23 protein-coding genes and 1 pseudogene are annotated in these 23,755 nt (G+C 45.0%); 6 read left to right on the top strand and 18 right to left on the bottom strand.

Translation table 11 applies throughout. The annotated features are described in order from the left end of the window. Positions 1–59 precede the first annotated feature (59 nt). From GT360_RS15965 to GT360_RS15935, 7 genes and pseudogenes are all read right to left on the bottom strand, one after another. Complete coding sequence (locus GT360_RS15965; RefSeq protein ID WP_164649961.1) at positions 60–446, bottom strand: hypothetical protein; 387 nt, start codon at positions 444–446, stop codon at positions 60–62. A gap of 1 nt (position 447) precedes the next feature. Beyond that, positions 448–1,551 (bottom strand): ankyrin repeat domain-containing protein, encoded by a 1,104-nt coding sequence (locus GT360_RS15960; RefSeq protein ID WP_164649960.1) that lies wholly within the window; start codon positions 1,549–1,551, stop codon positions 448–450. Between the two features lie 201 nt (positions 1,552–1,752). Then, the gene (locus GT360_RS15955) at positions 1,753–2,727 is read right to left on the bottom strand and encodes an aldo/keto reductase (protein ID WP_164649959.1); all 975 of its coding nucleotides are present in this window, start codon (positions 2,725–2,727) and stop codon (positions 1,753–1,755) included. Positions 2,728–2,803: 76 nt separating this feature from the next. Continuing rightward, entirely contained in the window at positions 2,804–3,982 is a 1,179-nt protein-coding gene (gene malE, locus GT360_RS15950) for a maltose/maltodextrin ABC transporter substrate-binding protein MalE (RefSeq protein ID WP_164649958.1), read from the bottom strand. Between the two features lie 27 nt (positions 3,983–4,009). Continuing rightward, on the bottom strand, positions 4,010–5,242 hold the full coding sequence (locus GT360_RS15945; protein WP_164649957.1) for an alpha-amylase family glycosyl hydrolase: 1,233 nt from the start codon (positions 5,240–5,242) through the stop codon (positions 4,010–4,012). A gap of 18 nt (positions 5,243–5,260) precedes the next feature. Further along, entirely contained in the window at positions 5,261–6,286 is a 1,026-nt protein-coding gene (locus GT360_RS15940; protein WP_164649956.1) for a substrate-binding domain-containing protein, read from the bottom strand. Positions 6,287–6,668: 382 nt separating this feature from the next. Next, positions 6,669–6,932, bottom strand: a pseudogene (locus GT360_RS15935) (DUF6482 family protein); the annotation flags it as partial. A gap of 173 nt (positions 6,933–7,105) precedes the next feature. Between GT360_RS15935 and GT360_RS15930 the strand changes: the two are divergent. After that, positions 7,106–7,969 (top strand): polysaccharide lyase family 7 protein, encoded by an 864-nt coding sequence (locus GT360_RS15930; protein ID WP_164649954.1) that lies wholly within the window; start codon positions 7,106–7,108, stop codon positions 7,967–7,969. A 103-nt stretch (positions 7,970–8,072) separates the two neighbouring features. Here the strand turns inward: GT360_RS15930 and GT360_RS15925 are convergent, their stop codons facing one another. The 3 genes from GT360_RS15925 to GT360_RS15915 all read right to left on the bottom strand — a co-directional run bounded on the left by GT360_RS15925 (position 8,073) and on the right by GT360_RS15915 (position 9,330). Next, the gene (locus GT360_RS15925; RefSeq protein WP_164649953.1) at positions 8,073–8,369 is read right to left on the bottom strand and encodes a 4a-hydroxytetrahydrobiopterin dehydratase; all 297 of its coding nucleotides are present in this window, start codon (positions 8,367–8,369) and stop codon (positions 8,073–8,075) included. A gap of 155 nt (positions 8,370–8,524) precedes the next feature. Next, positions 8,525–8,935, bottom strand: coding sequence for a hypothetical protein (locus GT360_RS15920; RefSeq protein ID WP_164649952.1), 411 nt, complete (start codon positions 8,933–8,935; stop codon positions 8,525–8,527). A 113-nt stretch (positions 8,936–9,048) separates the two neighbouring features. Then, entirely contained in the window at positions 9,049–9,330 is a 282-nt protein-coding gene (locus GT360_RS15915; RefSeq protein WP_164649951.1) for a hypothetical protein, read from the bottom strand. 378 nt (positions 9,331–9,708) lie between these two features. On the opposite strand from GT360_RS15915, the gene GT360_RS15910 reads away from it, so the two are divergent. After that, positions 9,709–10,668, top strand: coding sequence for an aldose epimerase family protein (locus GT360_RS15910; protein WP_164649950.1), 960 nt, complete (start codon positions 9,709–9,711; stop codon positions 10,666–10,668). Positions 10,669–10,686: 18 nt separating this feature from the next. On the opposite strand, the gene GT360_RS15905 is transcribed toward GT360_RS15910, so the two are convergent. The 6 genes from GT360_RS15905 to folK form a co-directional block, all read right to left on the bottom strand. After that, on the bottom strand, positions 10,687–11,670 hold the full coding sequence (locus GT360_RS15905) for a serine hydrolase domain-containing protein (RefSeq protein WP_164649949.1): 984 nt from the start codon (positions 11,668–11,670) through the stop codon (positions 10,687–10,689). 232 nt (positions 11,671–11,902) lie between these two features. Beyond that, entirely contained in the window at positions 11,903–12,553 is a 651-nt protein-coding gene (elbB, locus tag GT360_RS15900) for an isoprenoid biosynthesis glyoxalase ElbB (protein ID WP_164649948.1), read from the bottom strand. A 260-nt stretch (positions 12,554–12,813) separates the two neighbouring features. Beyond that, positions 12,814–13,530 (bottom strand): dihydromonapterin reductase, encoded by a 717-nt coding sequence (folM, locus tag GT360_RS15895; RefSeq protein WP_164649947.1) that lies wholly within the window; start codon positions 13,528–13,530, stop codon positions 12,814–12,816. Further along, positions 13,527–14,165, bottom strand: a complete 639-nt coding sequence (gene folE / locus GT360_RS15890; protein ID WP_164649946.1) for a GTP cyclohydrolase I FolE — start codon at positions 14,163–14,165, stop codon at positions 13,527–13,529. Before folE ends, folM begins: the two co-directional genes overlap by 4 nt. Next, positions 14,162–14,554, bottom strand: a complete 393-nt coding sequence (gene folX / locus GT360_RS15885) for a dihydroneopterin triphosphate 2'-epimerase (protein ID WP_164649945.1) — start codon at positions 14,552–14,554, stop codon at positions 14,162–14,164. Before folX ends, folE begins: the two co-directional genes overlap by 4 nt. A 110-nt stretch (positions 14,555–14,664) precedes the next feature. Further along, the gene (gene folK, locus GT360_RS15880) at positions 14,665–15,162 is read right to left on the bottom strand and encodes a 2-amino-4-hydroxy-6-hydroxymethyldihydropteridine diphosphokinase (RefSeq protein WP_164649944.1); all 498 of its coding nucleotides are present in this window, start codon (positions 15,160–15,162) and stop codon (positions 14,665–14,667) included. A gap of 198 nt (positions 15,163–15,360) precedes the next feature. On the opposite strand from folK, the gene GT360_RS15875 reads away from it, so the two are divergent. Together GT360_RS15875 and GT360_RS15870 are read left to right on the top strand one after the other, a co-directional pair. Further along, positions 15,361–15,978: an NUDIX hydrolase gene (locus tag GT360_RS15875; RefSeq protein ID WP_164649943.1), complete on the top strand. Its 618-nt coding sequence runs from the start codon at positions 15,361–15,363 to the stop codon at positions 15,976–15,978. A 524-nt stretch (positions 15,979–16,502) separates the two neighbouring features. Further along, the gene (locus GT360_RS15870) at positions 16,503–16,925 is read left to right on the top strand and encodes a hypothetical protein (protein ID WP_164649942.1); all 423 of its coding nucleotides are present in this window, start codon (positions 16,503–16,505) and stop codon (positions 16,923–16,925) included. A gap of 112 nt (positions 16,926–17,037) precedes the next feature. Here GT360_RS15870 and GT360_RS15865 read toward each other — a convergent pair whose 3' ends face one another. Both GT360_RS15865 and GT360_RS15860 read right to left on the bottom strand, forming a co-directional pair. Then, positions 17,038–18,348 carry a DUF1501 domain-containing protein gene (locus tag GT360_RS15865; RefSeq protein WP_164649941.1) on the bottom strand — a complete coding sequence of 437 codons (1,311 nt, stop codon included), beginning with the start codon at positions 18,346–18,348 and terminating at the stop codon, positions 17,038–17,040. Next, positions 18,345–19,994: a DUF1800 domain-containing protein gene (locus GT360_RS15860; protein WP_164649940.1), complete on the bottom strand. Its 1,650-nt coding sequence runs from the start codon at positions 19,992–19,994 to the stop codon at positions 18,345–18,347. Before GT360_RS15860 ends, GT360_RS15865 begins: the two co-directional genes overlap by 4 nt. A 485-nt stretch (positions 19,995–20,479) precedes the next feature. Here GT360_RS15860 and GT360_RS15855 point away from each other — a divergent pair, with 485 nt between their 5' ends. Next, complete coding sequence (locus GT360_RS15855; RefSeq protein ID WP_164649939.1) at positions 20,480–21,982, top strand: DUF1800 domain-containing protein; 1,503 nt, start codon at positions 20,480–20,482, stop codon at positions 21,980–21,982. Positions 21,983–21,984: 2 nt separating this feature from the next. Then, positions 21,985–23,742 (top strand): DUF1501 domain-containing protein, encoded by a 1,758-nt coding sequence (locus GT360_RS15850; RefSeq protein WP_164649938.1) that lies wholly within the window; start codon positions 21,985–21,987, stop codon positions 23,740–23,742. The last annotated feature ends 13 nt before the right edge of the window (positions 23,743–23,755 follow it).

Genomic DNA, 23,755 nt, shown 5'->3' with positions numbered 1-23,755 from the left:
GGTTAAATACATAAAGCCCACAGTATCAACGCTGGACACTGTGGGCTTTCCTCAAATAACTAGGCGGGCTCAACAAAGTATCGCTCTATCTTTATTGAGTGAGATGAAAGGTTGAGTAGCCACTTCTCTCGAACAACAGAATCAAAATACTCCCCACTGAAAGTTTCGGCTTTGAAGTCCAACAGAAATTCAACCTCTACCCTTCCATCTTCTAAAGATTCAAACACAAACGAATGGGCGCTGTGTTCTAGAGTATTAGGTTTGAAAGTCTGTCGGTTTCCGGCCATCCAGTGCTTAAAACCGTCAATGCCAACAAACTTGTCATCATGAATCTCAAACTGAGTACCCTGTTCGAAATACGGGATGAAAAAGTCATCCTCCTCAAGCCGATCAAAGGCAGGAAAAATAACCTTCGCGATTTCATGCTCCAACTCTGCCCGATTCATATCACTGAGCCTCTTCTATCAGGCCAACAATGTCTTGATAGCCAAACTGCTCCGCTAATGCCTTGGGTGTAAGCCCGTCGAATGCCACTATTGAGGTATCAGCACCTGCATCTATCAGTACTTTTGCAGCCTCTGTATGACCATGCCAGATCGCATCATGAAGCGGCGTGTAGCCATTATTTGGACCCATCGCATCGATCACCGTTTCAAAGCCGTCGTATTGCGAAAGGAGCTGTAACATGTCGGCGCGACCAAAATAAGCAGCCTTGTGAAGGGGGATCGCTGCCATATAGTTACCTGGAATCGTCTGATCTGCCCCAGCCTCGAGTAACACTTTTGCAATCTCATAATGGCCATTTCGAGCTGCAACTAACAGTGCAGTGTGGAAATCACTGCCGACTTTCAATACAGGAGAAATTGCATTTACATCTGAGCCGCCTTTGATAAGGCGTTTAATCTCTTCTAGCTTCTCATCTTCAGACAACGATTCATTTAACACCAGCGTTGTGAAAATCACACTCTCAGTTTGTGCTTGTTCCTGCAATCGCTTCTCGCGTTGATCGAACAACTCATTAATCTTAGCGATATCAGCTATCGCATCCTTATCATCAGGGTTCGGACCAAAGTCATTAAAATCTTTAGCAGACATTCCAAAAGCCGCCATCATCGATGTATCTGTATCAGGCAAACTCAACAGGTACTCTACGCCTTCAATATTGCGATACCAAACCGCTAGCATCAAAGGTGAAGCACCTAATCTAACGGACTGTAGGTTTACGAAGGCGCCATTTTCTACCAACATTTTCAACATAGGCAAGTTGTGTGCTTGCGCCGCAAAGTGAATTGGAGCATTTCCCATGAGTGGGTCAAGCGCATTAATATCTGTACCCGAATCAATCAATTTCCGAGCTGCATCAACATTTCCCTCAACCACGGCTAAGTGCAGTGGTGTCAGGTTGCGATAAACGTCTTGCTCTACGACAGGTTTGTATAGAGCGCTGTTATCTAAGTTCTGGCTCTCAGAGGCAAAGGCGGTGGATAGCGTTGCGATACCAGCGATTGCTGTGTAACCGATAGCGAGTGCGGATAAAGTGAACTTTCTCATAACAAACCTCATTGACTGGTTTCAACATTAAAGTCGCAGCGGTGCCGATACAAATGCGCTGTACGTTACGTGGTTACTGCGTGATGGTAAGTCTAGGAAAAAGTAAAATGGCTGACAATTAACCAGTGGTTAAGGTAAAGAAAACCAGAGGATAATGAAATCAGACAGCAGGATAATGCTGCCCGATTTCGTTAGAAAGGGTTAATCAAGCTGCCACTTAGCAACGATTTGCTCGGCTGCCTCAAGGACCTCACGTTTAGCCGTTGAGTGAATGAAACTCGCATTGTCTTTTACTTGCTCGATCGTATGGGCACCTGCTATTACAGGACCCACTTCTTGCTGGGCAACTAACCAGTGAATCGCTAAGTGAGGTAACGGCACTCCCGCCTCTTGCGCTAGCGTTTTTAGTTCTTCCACACAGTTGTAGTAAGGGAGAAATGCTTCGCCATTGAGCTTAGGATTGTTGCTGCGGTCGTCATTGTTATCCCAGTTACCGCTACGCTTTAATGCCCCTGTAAGCAGCCCCTGCATTAGAGGTGAGTATGGCAGATACTTCATGTCATTTTGCGCACAGAAAGGCAGCACTTCGTCACGGGTGCGGTATTGCAATGGGATATTGTGGTAATGCGTCGGGTTTTGCTCTAGTAAGTTGTACAACCCTTGGAAGGTGGCAACTTCAACACCCTCCATCATCTCACGAGTTTGCGCTAGTGAGTAGTTTGAAACACCCACATGACGAATCTTACCTTGGCGTTTAAGCTCAGCTAGCGCCGCTGCTGTTTCGGCAATCGATGTATTGGGATCTGGCCAGTGAACTTGGTATAAATCGATATAGTCTGTTTTTAGTCGGACGAGTGATTCTTCCACCTCTTTGATTAGGCTCTGAGCGGATAGGTCATTTCGCACTTGTTTGTTCTCGTCCCACACAAGTCCACACTTAGTGGCAATCACTACTTTAGAACGATCGATACCTTCCAGCGCTTGGCCCAAAACCATTTCAGCGTGACCTAACCCATAGACTGGAGCGACATCAAAAAAGTTAATCTCATGGTCGATAGCCGCACGCACCGCTTCAATAGACTCTTTATCTGTCACATTATTCCAGGTGCCACCCATTGCCCAGCAGCCAAAACCCATAGCAGAAGCTTGAATATCTTTAATCGATTTGTAAATCATGGTATTTCCGTAAAATAACTCGTCAAACTCGCTCGGCTGGATATGAGAAGCCGAACGAATTTGAGCGAGATGGTTATTATTTAGATAGTACGCGTTTTTCTAGGTCCACAAGGGCCTGATCAACGGTTTGACGCTCTTCAATGACATTGGTAATCGCAGCACCTAAGCCGTGCCAATAGCCCATCATTTGCGGGATGTTTGGCATGATGTCACCATTTTGTGCATTAATCAGAGAGGCGTGAATTCTTGGGTCATCTTGAAGCTCTTGTGCAAACTCCGTTCTTGCAGGAACGCCAATGGACACTTGGCTATTCATAAAGCGCAGAGAATCCATAGATAGCATGTAGTTTTCAATGAACTCTTGAGCTAATGCGGTATTTGGTGAAGCGGTATTAATCCCCGCCATTAAAATACCCACAAATGGTCTAGATGACTTGTCATTAAATTTAGGTAATTCTGCCACACCATAATTAATACCCGTTGCTTCTATATTTGCCCATGCCCATGGGCCATTAATTGTCATCGCAACTTGACCTTTATTAAAAGCGGTTTCAGCGTGGGCATAATCCATATCTGAAGACATTACGCCCTGGTCGATAATTTTTTTAAGAAACGTCATGGTCTCCTTTGCTTCAGGGGAGTTAACACCGGTATTTTCCGCAATGAACCCTTCATCCCCCATTTCAAATACATACGCCCCTGCGCTCGAATATAACGGGTGAGTAAAGTAAGGTGTTTTCACATCCCAAGCAATTGCTCGCTTGCCCTGCTCCTGCAGCGCTTTATCGAGCGCAAAAACATCTTCCCAGTTTTCAATTGGTTCATCGATAATATCTTTGTTATAGATTAGCGACACCGACTCAGCTGCGATTGGATAGCCATACGTCTTACCTTTGTAGCTCACCGCGTCCCAGGTAAAGTCTTGGAACTGTGCTTTAAACTCTTTCGAAGGTGAGACTTCTCGAACCAAACCACCATCTGCGTAACCGCCAAAGCGGTCATGAGCAAATATCATGATATCCGGGCCTTTACCCACCGAAGCAACTTGAACATAACGCTCTTCGAGACTCTCTGGAAACTCAACTTTTACTTTAATTCCCGTGTCTTTCTCGAATTGCTCAACCGCATAGGTCATGCCCTTCTGCCCTTTATCTAATGGCATCCATACAGTAATTTGATCATCACTGAAAGCATGGACATTTAAGGAATTCAGGGCGAAAGCAACCCCTAAGCTCAATAGACTTAGTTTTTTCATATTTTCAGACCTTTTATTTTTGTAGGATTAGCAGTTAATTATATATTCGTATGCGTTAATGGATTTCTGCTCTGACCCATTAATATCTTTATATTCTTGTGTTTCACTAGAAAGGTTAATTGTCACTTCGACTCTATTATTTTCTTTTTGTCGAACAAAGGTAATGACATTTGGGTTGCCTGTATGGAAGAAGGTTGGTTTTGCACCATATGCTCCATTCCATAACGCTGGGTTATTACGTTTGAGCAACAGAAGATCAGTGTAGAGTTCATCGTACTTATAGGTTTTCCAATCAATCGGGTCTTTCTCAAAGAACTCAATTCGTTTATCCAGACCTGACTCTTGCCCACTGTAGATAAGAGGCATACCAAACAGTGTGGCTGCTAGCACTGTAAATGCTTCAAACGACTCCCCAAAGTACTCATCGTCACTGGCTTCCCAAGTGTTCTTATCGTGGTTGCTAGTAAACACCATTCGATAAGCGTCATGAGGATAATCCACATAAAGCTGGTCAAGGTAGGCAGGAATATCGTCTACGGTTTTCTTACCTGTGACAATGTCACCGATTAACACATAAAAACCCCAATCGTAGGTCATATCAAACGCTTTATCGTGCAAATCAGGTTTAGACCATTCAGCCAACATGAACAGATGTTTGATCTTGTTTAAACGCTCTGTCGCGTATTCCCAAAATGGGGTAGGTACCAAGCCTGCAACGTCACAGCGGAAACCATCAATATTGAACTCGTTAACCCAATAAGCCATGGCCTCTGTCATACCATCCCAAAGCGCTTTATTTTCGTAGTTAAGGCCGATGACGTCTGTCCAATACTCGGTTTTCTTGTCATCAACATAGGTGTATGGATACAGTTCGCCCTGCTCGTTACGCTTATACCATTCAGGGTGCTCATCAACCCAAACGTTATCCCAACTCGTGTGGTTAGCAACCCAGTCGAGAATAAGGTACATGCCCATATCGTGTGCTTGGTCAATCAAAGCCTTCAGGTCTTCTTTTGTCCCCAATGAAGGATCGAGTGCCAAATAGTCTCTCACTGCGTATTGGCTACCTAGTGTCCCTTTACGCTCTTTCTCACCGATTGGGTGAATGGGCATTAGCCAAAGAATATCCACGCCCATCTTTTTCAGACGAGGTAGATGATTCATAAACGCCTTGATATCACCCTCTTGTGTATATTGTCTTAAGTTGACCTCATAAATATTTTTATCCTTGGTCCACTCAGGGTGGTTAAAATTGCTCATAGCAAATCTCCATTGTGACTAATTTGAATTTGGCTTTCCTGTTGAGCCTCTTACAATCAAATCAACAGGTGAGGTAGTTTGAAGTTGAGCCGGCGACTCGCCAGAGATTAATTTGACGATAGTATTGGCGATCGGCTCACTGGAGTTGGTTAACGGTGAATGCGTTACTGTCAGTGGCGGATTAAATTCACGCGTATCGAAGTGCTGGATACCATCATCATGAGCGATAACGGACAAATCTGACCCGATTTTTAATCCCAGCTCTGCGGCTGCCATATACACTCCATAGGCAACTTTACTGCTAGAACAAACCACCGCCGTTGGACGTGTTTCGCCTACGAGTAACTCTGCTGCCAACTCACGGCCGGCAGTGACCTCAGGTGTGCAATGAAATATTTCACACTGCTCACTCTCTAGGCCTAGCTCACTCCATTTCTGGCGGAAGGCATCGCTTCTTGTCTTTGCAAATGCCAATGACTCTTGTGAGTTAATAAACGCCACCTTGCTATGTCCTAACTGATGAAGGAATGCTAAGGCTTGCTCGGAAACAGACGCGTTATCAATATCAAAATACGCATATTCCAAATCACTGGTGTCATGACCATGGACCACAAATGGAATCTTTTTCTCAACCAGAAATTGAATACGTTCATCATTCACCATGGGTGCTTTGATAATTAACCCATCCACTTCACTTTTGGATACAAACTTTTTCAACGCTTGAAGTGAGTCTCCCTGCAATGAGGAGTTGATCAACAAGTCGTATCCATTAACGCCAAGGTAGTTGGTGATGTGAGCGAGCTCAGAGAGAAAGGTTGGAGCACACACCAGTTCATCCGGAGACTGAAGCATGATCCCCACCATCTTAGATTTACCTGTAGCTAATTTTTGCGCCACCTTGTTCGGTCGGTAACCTAACTTGTCTGCGGCCTCCACCACCCGTTGGCGTGTCTTTTCGTTCACTTCTGGGTAGCCATTAATAGCGCGGCTCACCGTCGCCATCGAAAGACCAAGATATTTCGAAACTTCTGCTAGTGTTGTCATCGTCTTTTCAAAGTAATTTAAAGCGCTTTAAACTTAAGATCACCCCTTACTATTGGCAAATAGTTAACTAACGATTTGTGAGCCGTACGACGAAGTTTACACAATTTAAAGCGCTTTAAATTTTTGTCAAAATGTCACCGCTCAAACGCAATAACGTTTGAGCGTACCATACAAAGAAGCATGTATAAGCGTCGACAAAAACCGAACAGCAGTTTTCTACGGCAGTCATTGCACGGGTATTCAAGGATAATTTTTCACCCCAAAACACAATGCGCCTTTGCTAATAACGTGAGGACCAAACCCCAAAAAATGAGTCTTATACCTTGAGTACTAAAGGGCATAAGTAGGTTGCTACGCGCTGCCGTGCATTTCAGATCAGATCTCAAAACCACTTTAAATCCATCTGCATTTCTGCCGCCGTGGGCATCGCCGCTCCACACATCTCGTCATACGCACTGGCGTGCTGCAACGTTGCCGAATCAAAGCCTTCGTTAAGACAATAGTCTTTCACTTGATGAAGGCTGCTAAATGTCATTGCCCTATCTAACTCGTCCGTAATGAGTGTTTGTCTGATGCCATCGTCTTGGTATGCGAGATAGATATCCCCTTCAAAAGATTTTACTAATAGCGCAGCCATATCAAGTCTCCTTTGCCGTAACGCAAACTTCTACGGAGGGCTAAACGGTTAGATCTCAATCACGTAATTTCACACAACAACAACCCTTCCCTAAAGCGAAATGCGATTCTTAGATACATTTCACACATATAATAATACAAATGGATTATGTTGACCGCCTATTAAAAAGGAGAGCAAATACAATGAAACCCCTACACACTCGTGCTTTAGCCCTAACCACTGCTATGCTCATTTCAGGCACTGCCTTTGCTGGCGTTGATATGTTCGTGCCATCCGATGATCGCGGTATCCCCAATGACTATCCGCAATACGCCAACATCCTAGCGGCATCTAAACTGCAAATTTCTGATCCTGATGGCAGAAAAGGTAACCAGTTTCAAATCGCTGAAGACAGTAACTTTGAGGGCATGGTGAATGAGTCATTCTATGTCGACCTTGAGTCTGAAGCCCTCGTATTTAAAATGGCCAATGACCACCGCCGCAATGAAATCCGCGTACATGAAAACTTCCGCAGTGACCTGCCTGATACCTTCTACCGCCTCAGCTCATCAGTTGAACCCGTTGATCCTGAAGGTTCAATGAAGAACTCTACATCAAAGCAGAATGAAATCACTTACATTCAAGTTCACAACAAGAGCTGGGTAGACAGTGGTGAGAAAGGCATTCCTCACCCACTACTGCGTATCGTATGGAAGGAAGAGTCTAACGGTATCAAAGGCGAGTACTGGGCGATCATTAAGGCAAACAACCTAATCTGTAAAGGCGACCGAGGAAAAGAAAACATCGGTAAAGAAGCATGTAAAGCGGGCAATGCTTACTCTCACTACCACCTTGGCCCTGTAGAGCCACAGCCAACGGATTTCGATGTCATTGTCGGTGACAGCAAGCTCGTCATCAATGTCAACGGTGAAGAGAAAGTGAACCATAACATTGATTACTGGAGCAACTTAACGAGTTACTTCAAAGCAGGTGTATACAACCAATATACTGACGGAGAAAGCCACGCTAACTTCCATAAGCTTGAGTATCATGTAGATAAGATCTAAGCGTTTTACTCGAGCAAAGGTTAGCTCCCACACACTCGCTCTAACACATCAGGGTGAGTGTTATCTCTACTGATTGCTCGATAAGGTTTTCCTTTTAAGCTCCCTAGAGTAAAGCCGAGATTTTTTGAGCGAGAGTCACGTCTTTTTCTGTGATACCACCAGCGTCATGAGTGACCAAATTGATCTCTACTTTTTTATAAACATTCGACCATTCTGGGTGATGGTTCATTTTCTCAGCGAGAATCGCCACCTGAGTCATAAAACCAAAAGCGCGTATAAAATCAGCAAACACTAGCTCTGTATATAGCTTTCCTTGATGGAGCTGCCAGGTTGCCGATGACGTGCCATTTAGCTTTGATAGGGAACTTTGTAGAACTTCTAAGCTTAATATGTCACTCATTACTAAACACCTCTTCGTATAAAAACTACGTTCTCAAATCCACTTCATTCTGAGTAAACCCCGTACATAGTAAGTATTAGTAATGCAAAGTGACTTTGTATAGTGTTTAGTTTCCTTCATGCAGTATGAATATCTATTAATTCAGTATTGTTTACTCAAAAACGATCCTGCATGTTTGAATCACGGTTAATCAGTATATCCAGCAATTCTTTTCGCTCTTCAGGTGTGATCCCCTCTCCCACGGTAGTTTGACACAAATAGATACCTACGATGGCCGCTGGAATGAGCCTGGGTGGTATCACTGCCCCTTTGGCTTCGAATAGATTGCTGACATCTTCTAAACACATTGTCAGCTGAGCTTGAGCATCCTGTATATCCTGTTCGTGATCTAAAAGGTGTTTCATCTTTTCAGTTAATGCTGAAGCTTCACGAAGTCCGTCAGCATAGAGGTTCAATGTGTCTTCTTTAATTAATGATGATAAATCCTGTTTAGGTATTGGCATTCGGCATCCTCGATTATCAATGGCTGCCCATAGTAGTGGTTTTATTTCAGCTTCCATTACCATTTTACGCCACCAGTTCAATTATTCGTTGATGGAGCCTGAACTACTCCCCTTCCTTAACAGACCTATCACCTTCAGGGCAAGAACGGGCATTGACACAATTTCCATCACTATGACTAAAGACAATCCCTAACAGTCACCTCAGTAATACCCTCCTCAGTTGAAGGAACAAGAATCAACGTATCACCCTCGATTTGAAATTGTGCAATTAGCGCTTTGACATGCTCGACTGTTGCTTCTGGTGTATCCATGCTCAACACATCCATGGACAATGTCTGTTTGCAATGACCGAACCCACTGTTTGAGTTCGACACAACCAACGTGTCTGCATAGACCTCATTCGCAGTAAAGCCACTAATAAGCATGATGGTCGCAAGTACTAATACTGATTTGAACATGGCTTCTTCGCTCGATCATTTAGCTGTTTCGGCAGTTGTGTCATTGATTGACAGGCTTCAGTCCATGTCACAACCGCTGGTTGTGAAGTTCTGAATGGTAGCTGGCGCATAATTTATCTCTCATACTTGTTTCGATGTCTCCATCATAAAAACAAGTACAACATCAAACTTGCCGTTTTACGCCATTGCTACTCATTTAATTTGATGCTTTGTAACCCCCTTGAATTCATCCATCATAAAACCTGAAAAACCAGATTGACTTACAAAATAAATTACTGATATAGATAGAGTTTAATGGGTGAAATTAAGTAACTTTAGTTCTCACAGATTAGTCACGAACTCCGTAGTTGCAGTACATATCAAGGACGTACATTAATCATGACTGACATTTCATTTGGAAAATACAAAGGCCTCGATTCAGTTATTTTGAGTACGCCTTATTTACGCGCTGAATGGTTGCCCGAATATGGTAGTAAACTATGCTCACTTAAGATATTTTCAGGACATGATGAAATAGAATTACTCTATCAGTCACAGCAGCAAACCCTTGCATTGCCACCCTACAATGCCAACTTTTGCGATTTCGATATGAGCGGCTTCGACGAGTGTTTTCCGACGATTGCATCATGCACCATGCCGGGAACTGGGCTTCAAGTACCTGATCATGGCGAAGTTTGGGCTTTACCGTGGCATAGTGAGATTCTAGACGATGGACAGATTATGTTCAGTGTTCACAGCCACCGCTTCAAGTACACTCTGTCTAAATCAATCACACTTGAAGGCAATCAGCTTCAATGCCGTTATCAGCTCAGCCTTGATAAAGATGCGGCCCCTCTCCCCTACATGTGGACACCGCATGCGCTATTCGCGGCAACACCCCAGACACGCTTGATTGTCCCGAGCCATATGCACTCGGTTACTAACGTCTGCAACCCAAGCCCAATATTAGGGCCATTTGGTGAGCAGCACAATTGGCCTAAGGCTACAACTCACCAAGGAGTGCATGATTTGGCGCAGCTGAATCCACCACAGTCCGGGTTATGTGATAAGTTTTACTTCGACCAACACCTTCAGCAAGGCGACGAATTCGGCTTCGAAAATGATTCAGTACGTGTCATGATGAGCGTTGATCACGAGATCGTACCGTGGCTAAGTATTTGGAAAAACCAGGGCGGATTTCACGGCCACTATAACTTTGCTCTTGAACCCTGCACCGCAGGATTTGATTCCATTGCCGAAGCCGCATCAAAGAAACAGTGTCAGGTTATAAAGCCCGGTGAGGACCACAAATGGCATTTGAATATTAAGGTGAGTGCTGCGCGGGCTCAATGCCCCTAAACTATCGATGTGCTCCATTTAACCAAGTCGTGTGCCCATGAGAAAAGGCAGTAGGTACTCAGTGAATAGCGTCACCCTATCTTTGGGGCGTGGTACAAAACGCGATGTGATGGCTACCACCACCTCATGCTTCGGTGATACAAAGAGTGCATTGCCCCCATCACCCAAAGCGCAGTAGCCGTTATGTTCGGTCTCGTGCATCACCCACCATAGAAAACCATAGCGACGCTCGCCAAAACGACTCTGCTCTGAAGTACTCTGCTGTATCCATGCACTTGACACCAAGCGTTGTCTATCCCAAAACCCGTTTCCAAGGTAAAGACTAGCCAGCTTAACTAGGTCAGACGTGCTTAGCACAAGCCCCCAGCCTGGTGTATTGGTACCGCAAGGGTCTGTAACCCAACCCCGCTCAGGCGCACCTCGGATAAACTCGAGGTGCTGTTGCCGATCGTTTAAAGTAATGTTTTTCACCGGAGCAATCCCAAGCGGCGCAAACAACTCCTGGTTCGCATAATCCGCCACCGTTTGCCCGGTTGCATTGCTCAACACCCCCGATAAGACGTGCAACGCTGGAGTCGTGTACTTAAACTGCCCTATCTTACCCTTACCTCCTAGCAGATCCAGTGACGCTGCTGTCCAATCGTAGCTCGAATAGACGCGCGTATAAGGCTCACTCCTGAACTTGTAAGGAGCGGTCATACTTAACAGGTGTTTAAGCCGAAGCTGCGGCAATGTTCTCTCGCCGCGTTTTAATACGTAGTCGGGAAAAAAGTCCAAGACTCGCTGTTCAACACTTTGGATATACCCTTGCTCAAGCGCAATGCCAAACAACATTGAGGTAATACTTTTGGTTACAGAAGAAAGATGTATTGGGGTTTGGTCTGAAAAGCCTGGTGAAAAATGTTCCAGTGCCACTTTACCGCACCCGGTGGCAATTAGCCCGGTGATATTAGGATATTGAGCACTGATCAGCTCCTCTATGGATTCATTAATGTCGTTCATCTTGTTTTCTCATTTCATTGCTAATGAAGTAGAGGCTAGCTAAACCATTTTAAAAATGGAAAGCTCAAGGTAGAAACCAAAAGCGTTAATTTTAATTTCAAGGGAGCCGGTCACAGTAGTTTGAAAATGTAATCTGGTACTGAGTAGCAATGAGCTGAGAGGAAATAAAACACTGGCTATCGAATAGTATGCAGGTCAGATGAACCGGAGGCTTCTTCCTCCGGTATTGTTACTAACTAATTTTGGTTCCTAGGTGTTGAATCGTGGCTTGTATTCCTTCATGAACCTCTTTTATAGATTGTCCTGTCATGTAAGCGGGTGTGGTGATGAGTTGATTCGTCACATCAACGACAAAATTATCAGTCTTACATTCCACATGTGTATGGCCTTTCGATTCAAGTAAGCTAGCGATTTCTTGATCATTACCAATCGTCACTTTGATATTTGGTAGTGACGCTGCGAGCAGAACAGGTGCGATACATAAGGCCACGATCCATTTGTTTTGGCTATGGAATGTTTGAATGACTTCATTGACTTGTGGGATTGCTTGATAGTGAGGTTGATCGAATGCAAAATTACTGAGGTTTTTTGCAGCCCCAAACCCACCTACAAACACTAACGCATCAAACTTGGATACGTCTAGATCTTCCAAGGCGCCTGTTTCTGAGCGTGTAATTCTGTTGGATTCGACTAATACATTCCTTGTTTCTTGCGTAGCTTCACCTTTGGCATGATTGATGGTGTGAGCTTGCAGCATATCAGGGGCGAATGTTTGATAGTTGATACCGTTGCGTTCTAATTCCAGCAGGGTTAAGACTGCTTCGTTTATCTCTGTACCGTCATAGACTCCGCAGCCAGACAATATAATCGCTACATTAGGCATTAACGTGCTCCTTTATTGACCAATCCTATCGTCATTGTGCCATGACATACTCTACTGAACACATATAAAACTCTCTCCTTTTACGCGTTTCTTTGGAGTGACTCACAGCTTTAACCCACCTACTAGCAATATTTTGCTCATGTAGCTTTGCGCTTAAGGAAAGTTGGTGTAGAGCTCCAAAGTCATATTGGAACTTTACAAGAGAAGAATAGAAGGCCCTTTGCACTGCAATCAAAAAGGGGATTCACGCACCTAGGAGTTCACTTCAAGTGCCTGCCACCATCAAGGTGTATCGTTCTCCCCGTCATATAGTGGCTTGTAAGCACAAACCTGATGGCATCGACCACTTCTTCAAAGCCTGCCTCTCTGGGAATCAGTGCTTTTTGCAAAGCTTTGGCCTTGTAACTCTTATCGTCACTGTCATTGAATTTAAGCATGGCTGGGGAGATCGTATTCACCTTCACATCCGGCGCCAGCATGGCTGAGAATGAAAGTGTCAAATTGTTGAGCGCGGCTTTGCTGGCTGCGTAAGCGATGTGTTTTTTACTGCCTTTTTCTGCAACATAATCGCTAATGTGAATGATGTCTGACCCTTTATCACTCGATAATAGAAGGTCCTTGAGTGTTAGGTTGATTAGATAAGGGACTGTAGTATGCACCATCATCATTTGATTCATGATGTGTAACGCGTCTTTGCTGGGATTTTCCTTGTCCTCCGACCGCCAGTCGGAGGCGTTATGAATTATAGCTCTGAGTTCCTTATATTCTTGACCAACGTAATTTAGGAAGGCATCCAGACTGCTTTGTTGATAGAAATCAACCTGTATCAAGTCAGCACCATTGTCGCGCAATCCCTGTAGTTGAGGGTAGTCACTGCGATAGGTGCCCACAACTCTGTGTCCCTCTGATAACAACTGCTCCGCGAGCGCGAAGCCCAGCCGTTTCCCTACCCCAGTGATTAATATCGTCTCACTCATCGTAAAAACTCAGCTCTAGTTTGTGGGTTCGTTTTGAAAATGCCGCCGAGAGCGGTTGTCGTGGTCTCCGAGTTTGCATCCATGACGCCTCTAGACTTCACGCAGTAGTGCGTGGCTTTGATCGTCACCGCTACGTTTTCGGTTTCAACGAGAGTCTGCAGCGCTACCAATATTTGCTGAGTGAGACGTTCTTGAACCTGTGGACGTTGAGCGAAGAATCGGACGATGCGGTTTATTTTAGAAAGTCCAAGGATCTTTGATTCTGGGATGTAAGCCACCTGAGCTAATCCGTCAATGGTGATGAAGTGGTGTTCACACGTTGATGTCAAATCTATGTCAGATACCTTGACCATCTCGTCAACGGACATCTTGTTGTCTATCACACTCATTTTAGGGAAGTTGTTGTAGTCGAGCCCCGAGAATATTTCGTGTACGTACATTTTAGCAATTCGATGAGGGGTCTCTGCAAGGCTGTCGTCGGTTAAATCTAGTCCCAAAGTGCTAACCACTTCCGTCAACAGTCCTTTTATCCGGTTGTACTTCTCATCACTGTTCATTTCGCTTGGTAGCATCGGGGTTTCAAGACCTCTTTCGAGCAGTGCGCTTCTTACTTTCTCAGCTTCTGTACTTATCATTTGATAACCCCCTGCGTAATCTCATCGTGGTTAGCTTCATAACTCAAAGTGAGCGAAACAGAGTCGGCAAAACGCAGAGCATGAGGTTTATCAATTCTCACTTGAGCGTACTTTACCCACGGATGGTCAATGCAAATGCCGAGTACGTCGCTGGTCAGCTTTTCTAATAGCAAAAACCTTCCGGTCTCAACATGCTTGATGATGGTCTTGCAAATGTTTTTATAATTGAGAGCATTATCTACGTCATCTGAGAGGCAGAGGTTGTTGGCGGGATAATGAATTTCGGCATTGATAACAATGTCTTGCTGCTTAGTCTTTTCCTCTTCATTGAACCCAATGTAGGTTCTCAATCTGAGGTTTGTGATGGTAATGATAGCGTTGTGATTCATGTCAGTGTCCTTTCATAGAAGGTACAACCGTTACGTGCGCATTTTAGAAAAAGATCAATACGACACAGGCGAGTCACAGCCGCGTTCGTCTCCCTGAGTCAATACACGGTCTATGTACAGAGCTGCTTGAAAACGACGAGTTCAGTTTTCTGACTCGACTGATCGAAGCGATTCCAGATTTGCTCAAACGGCATATCCAAAACAGGATGACGTTCTTTAGGAGCAAGGTCGACCAACGGTCTAAGTACAAACGCATACTCGGTGATTTCTCCTCTGGGTAGTTCGATGCCATCAATAATACCCACCAAGTCATCATAAAGAAGGATATCGATGTCCATCGTGCGTGACGCGTACTCTTTCGCCTGACGCTGGCGACCATTGTCTGATTCGATTTGACGTAGAACGTCTGCAAGCTCTGCGACCGTGTAGTCACATTCGAATCCAACGACGAGATTTAGAAAGTTGTCCCCTTTAAAACCAACCGGCTCGCAGTCGTAAAAATCGGAAATACTCAAAGGTGCAAAGTGATGGTTTAGGGCTTTGAGGGATTCTGAGATGTGGTGTTCGCGGTTGATATTACTTCCAATACTCACATAAACGGTCGCCATATTAAGTTCTCCTTTTTTCAGCCACAGGCTACGTGTTACCTCGCCTTTAAGATCACTTCATTCATTCTGTTACTTTAATTCCCCTGCGATAATGCGACTAGATGAGACAGCAGCAGCAGTCTTAGTCACAAATCAACAACAGCAATATCATGTAGTTATGGTAGTCTCAACATCAGGTGAGCAAAACTAGGAGTGAACATGTCAAAGTGGTTGGATTGGGCCAAGCAGTTACAAGCTATTGCGCAAGCTGGCGAGGCATACAGTAAAGATGTGTATGACCTTGAACGATTTAAAGCCGTCGAGGCAATCGCACACCAAATGTTTGCGGATATCAGTGATAAGCCTCTATCACAAATTCAGGCGCTGTTCATTCCAGAAACTGGCTACCCCACCCCAAAAGTTGACCTGAGGGCCGGCGTGATCAGAAATGGTAAGGTGCTACTCGTAAAAGAGCGTCAAGACGGTGGCTGGACACTGCCAGGCGGCTGGGCTGATGTATGTGAAACACCCAGTGAAGGGGTCGTTCGCGAAGTCTATGAAGAATCAGGGCTTGTTGTTGCTAACCCTAAATTGATTGCGATACGCGATCGTGCCATTCACGATTACCATCCACCTTACCCATTCCACATCTACAAAATGTTTTTCTTATGTGAGTATGTTTCAGGTGAACCGAAAGAAAATATAGAAGTTTCTGCAATCGACTTTTTTGCAAGAGATCAGATCCCTACACTTTCAACTAGTAGAGTGTTGCCGAGAGATATTGAGATGATCTTTGATGCTTTTTACGGTGTAGATTGTCAAGTGCACGTGGATTAACCACTTTCTTTAGCGGATAAACCGATTAGCTCATCTATCACCATTGAGGTATTATTCATGGTTGCAGCTATTTTTCCTTCATGGTGGATTTATCGGCACTGTATATAAATTGATAATCTGAAAACACCGGAGGGTTAACAAGCTGTACACAGATTGATGAGCGATTGTAAAAGCCTCACTCACTGTCATTATTCAACAAAAAGTCATTTGCATCATTGACTTAAAGGGAGTAGCGTAAATCATTAGTTTAATCGTAGCGAGAATAAGGATGTCTGATGCTACACTTGATTTGCGCTGTAACGGTCATTGCCGCCTTACTTCATCATCAGCTGACACCCAACAAAGAATCAACGAAAAAGACCCATCTATCACAGACCTGGCTCCGAATTGTAACCTGGGCCCTTCTTCTTCTTTTTGTCTCATATAACGGCACAAATGAGCCACTGACTCTCGCGCTACAACTGTCATTGTCGGTGACGATCTTACATGATGTATGTGAACTAAGATGGCACGACAGAGTATCAATGCTGACCTATTTAGCACTCATTATGGTTTCAACTCTTTTTCGTGCTGGTGGGATGTGGTGCATCATCGCCGCAGATGCAACTCACGAAGTCGAGCTAGTGTTAATCACTACAGTGACATCACTCATCGCGCTCATCTGGTTTCTTATTACCCCAGTGACCGATGGAAAACCCAAATTACCATTAGGCCTCTACTCGTTCGCTACGCTCATGCAGTTATGGCTAGCCCTTGAGGTGGTTTTGCATAAGCAAAATGATTGGTATCAATTACTTATCGCCGCTAGCGTCATTTACGCCTATTCGTTCTATCGATTTTACCGAGTCACCTACTATCAAAGGAACGATGATCACCTGTCTTGTCCCCCAAGCAGCTTGATTTTAGCCAACCTATTGATGGTGGTGACTGCCACGTTGACCGTTTGAGCTGATACCAATCGTGAAAAAACGTGCTAACTGCGATCGCGCCAGCACGTCTAAGAATTGTGAGAGGTAAAGAGCCCAGCATCAAACCAGCCCTGCTAACTCTAAAGAACAACTACTTCAAAAAACCTAAGTCTTTTACCGAGAAGTTATCTAAGTTAGGAAAGATGTAAGACATGGCACTATCACTTTTCACGCCCATCCATTTGGCAACGGTCGCACCAATTTGCTCGACGGAAGTTGTTGGGATCATTCGCCCTTTGTTGAAATCATTCTCTCCATCAAGAATTAACGAAGGCCACTGACCGTACAACTGCCCACCATTTAGCGCACCGCCCATGATAAGGTGGTTACTTCCCCAACCATGATCAGTTCCTGTACCATTACTTGCTAGACGTCGACCAAAATCCGACATCGTCATTGTAGTCACATTGTCACTCAGCCCAGATTCTTCCATCGACTGATTGAACGCTGCAAGAGATTGACTCAACGTGCTCATCAATACTGCATGGTCTTCAAGTTGATTGGCATGCGTATCAAAACCGCCTAGCCCAACAAAATAGACTTGCCTTTGATGGCCGAGTTGGTCGCTCGACTTAATCAATCGAGCGACCGTATGTAACTGTGCACTCAATGAATTGTCCGGAAAATGCTCCTCTTCGGGCACAGAATCGATGGCGGTGGCCAGTGTATCTCGTGTTGTAATCGCAGCGCCTTTCACACGATCAAACTCTCGCCCAAACGCCGTTTGCGGAGATAGACGCATCACCTGTTCAAAGCTCTCTCGGCGCAGACTATTATTTAGACCATTCATTTGTGGAAGTGAGGAACCATTAATCAGGTTAGCACTATGTTCGCTACCGTTAAGTAGCTGTGCATAGCCATTGAGACTAAACATGGGACTCAGAACCTTGTCATCGCTGCTGAGCACATCCATGAGTCGACCTGCCCAGCCTAATGTTGTGTTACTCCCAGACCACCCACGCTGCCATTCATCTTGCTGCGAATTGTGAGAGAACAAAAACGGCGGCATCGCGTGAGAACCATCCTCCAACCCCGCTTTCGTTGATGGTTCTATCAATACACCACTGTTGGCTATAGCGACCATTTTGCCACTATTGAACAGAGGTTGAACATCACTCATTGATGGGTGTAAACCCAGTGTCAGTGTCGAATCTGTACTCAAGGCTAGAGGTAATAGTGAATCCTGCGGTAGCGCAATATCGGGGCGAGCAGTGACGTACTCATCATAGTGTGCATCGTTATTTGGCACCAACATGTTGAAGCCATCATTTCCACCAAACAGAAAGACACACACAAGCGCTTTATAATCGTTATCTGGCATTGCATTGACAGAGCCGGTACCCATCATTGAGAGCACAGGGGTTGAGGCCATAGCCGCTAAAAGCTGACGACGTGTAATCATTGGGCGATCTCCTCAATATGAAACTCTTGACTAGTTACAACAAGGTAAAGCGCATTACGCACCTTTAGGCTTTGCTGTGTATCGCGAAGCTCCTCTAATCCCTCGAGTAATATCACTCTCAGGGGCTCACTCATTCTTTGCGACAGCAGGCGTCGATCAATCTCATCTATCAATGCCACATGATCATTGGCTATTGCTTCTAAAGGCGCTGTATTAATCACGATACGACTTCGATTATTTTCCCCTTCATAATTTGTTCGCCCTGTCGCGGACCAAAGTTGATTATTGGTTAGGATAAAGTTATTCCAAGTTAGAATCTCAAACTCTGGTGCGACGTCATTCGCATCTGCAATTTCTCCACTTGGAGCATAGTCGGGAGCAAAAAAGTTAAACACACTAGGAGAGCCAAGCGGAGATTGTCCATATGATCCAAAGGTTCCGATTGAGTTATGAAAGCGACCTGAAGGGTCTGCCGATTTAGCGTCGAACGCGCGGAAGAAGTTAGTCATCACGATCAGTGGCTCTTTGAGCTTAACGGGTGCTCGTTCGTCACCGTTAAGGGCTTCGCTATCCGTTAACACTCCACGTATTACTGCCTTGAGATCACCTCGAACTCCTTTTCCGTTGTCTTCAAATAGACTGCTCACTCGGGCAACATAAGCCGGAGAGGGGTTGGAGGTAACCAGCCTTTGAATAAGGTGCTTACTAATAAACGGGGCGGTATTTGGATGGTTGTGTAACATGTTCATCGCTTGTGACATATCCTCTTCAGCCGATTGGCCCTGCGAGAACACCTCACCCATCACGATTTTTTCTTCATCATCGTGACGATCAGGATAAGCAATCATAGGAACAAACCAGTTACCATCTTTAGATCCCCACCCCGGTTGGTTCTTATCTGCAATGTGCCAACCGGTAAAGACGCGGGCAAGATTTTCAATGTCATCCTGCGAGTAAGTTGGAATAAGCTGGCCTTGGCTATCAAACTTCTCAGTGCCATCAGGGTTTAGCTCATAAAGGCCAATACTAAATAGTTGCATCACCTCACGAGCGTAGTTTTCATCTGGGTAGCGATTCTTATCAGGATCAGCTTTTTGGTTCGCCATCATTGACAAGTAATCACCCATCGCAGGATGAAGGGTGACGGACTCAATCAGATCACGATAGTTACCAAACGCATGGGTTATGAGCATGTCATAGTAGTCAGTCATTTCTAGTGCACGCCCGCTCAAACTCGAGCCATAACGTGAAATCACGAAAATCTCACTCAATGCAAATGCCACTCGCTGGCGCAGTTGATCGGGCGCATTAATACTAAGGTCCCACCACACTGCGGCGCGATCAGCCTGATTGTAACTCTCTCTATCGCCTTCCAACGGATACTCTTTCAAACGGACAGAGTGCAGACTCGGCGACATAGAAAACTGTTTGTTAAGCCAAGTTATGTAGCCTAAATTTGCTAATTCTTGATAAGACCCAGGTTTGGGACCAAAGGTTGAACGATAAAGGAGATCATAGCGTTGATCTTGAGTCAGAGGGGTCGATGGCAGCACTTCGCTACTATCACCACCACACGCTGAGAGCAGAGAAAGACCTAAGATGCACAGCGGTATCTTGACGCCAAAACGCTTTAACTTAGAAAACAACTTAGCAAACCTATTTTCGGATAAATTTGCCGGACATTATCGAAGAACACCACTCACAGCAAATAAGCACAACATAAACTGTGCAATGAGTTCAGATTCACGTATTTGTCATCAAATTTGATTTAAGTTTGTCCGACATTGTTTACTCATACATCTGTAATTGGAATTGAGTGATCCCGCGCGTAGCACAAGTATATACAGACATATATACCATATAACTATATCTTTGCAGTGAAATTACTCAGCTACTACCATGCAACAGACCAATATCGCCACAAAAGCTACTAAAATCAGATAAGAAAACCAACCCACCAATCGTTAACAGACGATTGATTCAAGTTCATTCTTTGAACCAACATCTCTATTCAGACCCAATATCCACATTAAATTGAAGCTTTCTCAATTATGCACCTAATTTTTTATTGATTGCTAATTTGCCGTTTAGTCAATAACCCAATTTCCAGACAAGGAAACTAGGAGTCATTATGGAAAATTTGTCTTACAAGCAGGCAGCTCGCTTTCTCGACCTTGCTACGATGGGGATCCGTGCTGGCGAAGTTGAACACCTTTTAGAGATCGATGATCGAGAGGCTTGGCTCAACAATCAGTTAAACCTAGCTGCTACCTCTCACGTCGACCGCCTAAACTACCAACTGCAAGAACGGGGGCAAAGCCAGCTTACACAAGAAATGAGAGTGTGTGCGTGGCTTGACCTGACACTTTGGTCTGAAGATCAACTGCGTCAACGTATGGCTTACGCACTAAGTCAAATCCTCGTGGTCAATGACCGAGATGCCCAACTTTCTCCCTACCCTGATGGGCTAGCCAACTATTACGACCTTCTATCCACACACGCTTTTGGTGACTACAAAACCCTTCTATACCATGTCACTCGCTCACCCATTATGGGTCATTTTCTTACTATGGTAGGTAACCTTCCTAAGGCCGAAACAGGCGTTAACCCTGATCAGAATTACGCTAGAGAGTTAATGCAATTGTTCACTATTGGCCTAGAAGAGTTAAACCCCGATGGAACACTCAAGCTAGATATAGACAACAACCCAATCCCAACGTATGACGATACCGATGTTGAAAACATGGCACGCGTATTTACTGGTTGGTTCATGACTAACGGCAGTATGTTAGAACCGATGGAATCGGATGACCTTTACCATGACCAAGATGAAAAAGTCGTACTGGGGCAAACCCTACCCGCCGGGCTCACTGCAGAGCAGGATCTTGATGCTGTATTGGATCTACTCGTCAATCACCCAAATACTGCACCGTTCGTCAGCCGCTTGCTAATCCAACGATTTGTCACCTCAAACCCTCTTCCTGCGTATGTTGAGCGGGTGGCAAGCGTGTTCGTACAAAGTAACGGTAATCTCGGAGAGGTTATCAAGGCAATATTGTTAGACTCAGAGGTTGAAGTTCAAAACAGCGTCAACAAAGCCAAACTCCGCGAGCCGATATTGGCCATGACTCATTTCTGCCGCGCCCTCGATTGTAAGCCAGGCTCAAATGGCAAAGTGACTTACGACTCTTTACTGTATCGAGAAACCTTCAATCAATACCCGCTTGGCTCCCCGTCTGTGTTTAACTTTTACTCTCCTGACTACAAGCCACCAGGAGAGTTAGCAAACAATAATTTGGCCTCTCCGGAGCTTGAAATTATTGACTGGAACCAGACCATACGAATGAGCAACCTTGCTTGGAAACTGGTTCAAGATAACGGATATAAAACGGGGTCTAACAGCAAGCAAGAGCTTTACCCAAAGATCTCTGACTTTACCAATATCGCGGGCGATTATGATGCGCTCTCTAGTCTCATTTGTGATCGATTCTTTCATGGAGAAATGCCTGTTGATCTTGCTCCTCGCTTAGAAGCACTGTGGAACGCGAAGAGTACCAACAACAAACCTTACGCTGTCGCTCCAATGCTTTACCTCGCCTTTGTTTCTGCTGATTTTATGGTACAGGAGTCCTAATCATGAAAATTTCACGACGTAACTTCCTTAAAACAGCCGCTTACTCTGCAGGCGCATCAGCAGTACCTCTGAGTTTATCCCTTCCAGCCAGTGCGATGGAGCAAGGCGACGGGGAGTACAAAGCCATCGTTTGTTTGTTCCTATATGGGGGAAGCGACTCTATGAACATGGTAGTCCCTGCAAGCGGTACAAATCTTACCAACTACCAAAACGCTCGACCTGATATTCAACTTTATGATTTTGAGGTGGCTTCAATGCCAGGGTTTAGCGATGAAACGGGACAAGCATTAACCTTAAACGGCGCGATGCCAAACCTCGCCGAGATGATGTTGGCAGGCCAAGCAACGACAGTGGTCAATGTTGGTACGCTACTAGAGCCGACGAACAAAGAGAATTACTCAAGCGTTAAACGCTCACCCAATATTGGGGCTCATAATAAGCAACAGTTAGCTTGGCAACGAAGCTGGAGTACATCAGCCTATCACCCCTATGGTTGGGCAGGCATGATGATGGACATACTGGCATCGGGCAATGAAACCGTATCTCCCGCACTTTCGCTTAGCGGCAACGAATGGCTCAACGGCGCTAGTGGGAGCGAGTTACAGCTGTCGAGTGAAGGTATTCGTGCCATGTCGCCGCTGTCTATCAACTCCGTCAACAACAACCTGACCAAATTACTAGACAACAACACTGCATCAGTGTTTGGTAGAGCCTACCTTGATAACTTCACCCAAATCTACGACTTTCAGTCAACGTTAACCAACATCCTTGACCTCTATCCGGAAGACCCTGATATCCCTAGTGGCTATCTGGGAGGCCAGTTCAAAATGGTGAAACGCATGATAGAGGCAAGCCAAGATCTCAATCAAGCAAGACAAGTCTACTTTGTCTCGTTAGGTGGCTTTGACAACCACAGCAACCAGCGCGGAAAACATGAGAACTTACTCAGTCAAATCGACGCTGTCGTTTCAGCTTTCTACACTTCACTCGAAAAGAGTGGCCTAACAGACAATGTAGTGACCTTCACTATGTCCGATTTCGGTCGCACCATCGAAAACAACAGTAACCGAGGCACCGACCACGGGTGGGGCAGTAATCAAATTGTTGTGGGAGGCGCGGTTAACGGTGGTAAAGCGTATGGCCGTTACCCTGAATTTATCAAGGATGGACCAGATGCCATCGGTAATAAATTCATACCAAGCATCGCCTCTGAACAATATGCCGCCACCCTGTGCAGTTGGTTTGGAGTCAGCGATGACGGTATTAAGGTCATATTCCCAATACTCGACCAAGATCGTGAAAACAAGTTCGACAGTCCTTACCTAGGCTTTTTGAAACAGACTGGAGAGCAGCCACTCGCGATCAATGCCGTAACAGCATCAACGACACGACGAAACCACACGCCAGAAATGGCGGTAGACGGTGACCCTAGTACCAAATGGACGGCGAAAGGCACTGGTATTACTTTCGACATTACCCTGGAGCAGACCACCTCATTAACGCAAATACTCTTCTCTCAAGCCAAAGGGAATGTAAGACAGTACTATGTTCGGATATCGCTTAGTGAAGACGGAGTTAACTATAATGAGGTCCACGACATACTTACCCCTGGCGATACACTTGATTTGGTGAGTTATGACCTATCAGGGAAGCAAGCAAAATACATACGTTTAACCTGTAATGGTAATAATGATCCTGTCGACACCCATCTGCGCGCCTGGAACAACTTCCAAGAAATTGAGGTCCGAGGGCTAGTCTGATTTCTGCTCATCT

It is taken from the genome of Vibrio astriarenae, from assembly GCF_010587385.1.
GTDB classification, from domain to species: Bacteria; Pseudomonadota; Gammaproteobacteria; order Enterobacterales; family Vibrionaceae; genus Vibrio; species Vibrio astriarenae.
This window is presented reverse-complemented; position numbering and strand designations above follow the sequence as displayed.

What these genes read in the sequence shown, in the direction of transcription:
- GT360_RS15920 (WP_164649952.1), bottom strand. Translation starts at nt 8,935, where the DNA reads ATGGTAATGGAAGCTGAAATAAAACCACTACTATGGGCAGCCATTGAT.
- GT360_RS15940 (WP_164649956.1), bottom strand. Translation starts at nt 6,286, where the DNA reads ATGACAACACTAGCAGAAGTTTCGAAATATCTTGGTCTTTCGATGGCG.
- GT360_RS15915 (WP_164649951.1), bottom strand. Translation starts at nt 9,330, where the DNA reads ATGTTCAAATCAGTATTAGTACTTGCGACCATCATGCTTATTAGTGGC.
- GT360_RS15865 (WP_164649941.1), bottom strand. Translation starts at nt 18,348, where the DNA reads ATGATTACACGTCGTCAGCTTTTAGCGGCTATGGCCTCAACCCCTGTG.
- GT360_RS15905 (WP_164649949.1), bottom strand. Translation starts at nt 11,670, where the DNA reads ATGAACGACATTAATGAATCCATAGAGGAGCTGATCAGTGCTCAATAT.
- folX (WP_164649945.1), bottom strand. Translation starts at nt 14,554, where the DNA reads ATGAATCACAACGCTATCATTACCATCACAAACCTCAGATTGAGAACC.
- GT360_RS15955 (WP_164649959.1), bottom strand. Translation starts at nt 2,727, where the DNA reads ATGATTTACAAATCGATTAAAGATATTCAAGCTTCTGCTATGGGTTTT.
- GT360_RS15925 (WP_164649953.1), bottom strand. Translation starts at nt 8,369, where the DNA reads ATGAGTGACATATTAAGCTTAGAAGTTCTACAAAGTTCCCTATCAAAG.
- GT360_RS15875 (WP_164649943.1), top strand. Translation starts at nt 15,361, where the DNA reads ATGTCAAAGTGGTTGGATTGGGCCAAGCAGTTACAAGCTATTGCGCAA.
- folM (WP_164649947.1), bottom strand. Translation starts at nt 13,530, where the DNA reads ATGAGTGAGACGATATTAATCACTGGGGTAGGGAAACGGCTGGGCTTC.
- GT360_RS15855 (WP_164649939.1), top strand. Translation starts at nt 20,480, where the DNA reads ATGGAAAATTTGTCTTACAAGCAGGCAGCTCGCTTTCTCGACCTTGCT.
- GT360_RS15965 (WP_164649961.1), bottom strand. Translation starts at nt 446, where the DNA reads ATGAATCGGGCAGAGTTGGAGCATGAAATCGCGAAGGTTATTTTTCCT.
- GT360_RS15870 (WP_164649942.1), top strand. Translation starts at nt 16,503, where the DNA reads ATGCTGACCTATTTAGCACTCATTATGGTTTCAACTCTTTTTCGTGCT.
- elbB (WP_164649948.1), bottom strand. Translation starts at nt 12,553, where the DNA reads ATGCCTAATGTAGCGATTATATTGTCTGGCTGCGGAGTCTATGACGGT.
- GT360_RS15960 (WP_164649960.1), bottom strand. Translation starts at nt 1,551, where the DNA reads ATGAGAAAGTTCACTTTATCCGCACTCGCTATCGGTTACACAGCAATC.
- GT360_RS15910 (WP_164649950.1), top strand. Translation starts at nt 9,709, where the DNA reads ATGACTGACATTTCATTTGGAAAATACAAAGGCCTCGATTCAGTTATT.
- GT360_RS15930 (WP_164649954.1), top strand. Translation starts at nt 7,106, where the DNA reads ATGAAACCCCTACACACTCGTGCTTTAGCCCTAACCACTGCTATGCTC.
- folK (WP_164649944.1), bottom strand. Translation starts at nt 15,162, where the DNA reads ATGGCGACCGTTTATGTGAGTATTGGAAGTAATATCAACCGCGAACAC.
- malE (WP_164649958.1), bottom strand. Translation starts at nt 3,982, where the DNA reads ATGAAAAAACTAAGTCTATTGAGCTTAGGGGTTGCTTTCGCCCTGAAT.
- folE (WP_164649946.1), bottom strand. Translation starts at nt 14,165, where the DNA reads ATGATAAGTACAGAAGCTGAGAAAGTAAGAAGCGCACTGCTCGAAAGA.
- GT360_RS15945 (WP_164649957.1), bottom strand. Translation starts at nt 5,242, where the DNA reads ATGAGCAATTTTAACCACCCTGAGTGGACCAAGGATAAAAATATTTAT.
- GT360_RS15850 (WP_164649938.1), top strand. Translation starts at nt 21,985, where the DNA reads ATGAAAATTTCACGACGTAACTTCCTTAAAACAGCCGCTTACTCTGCA.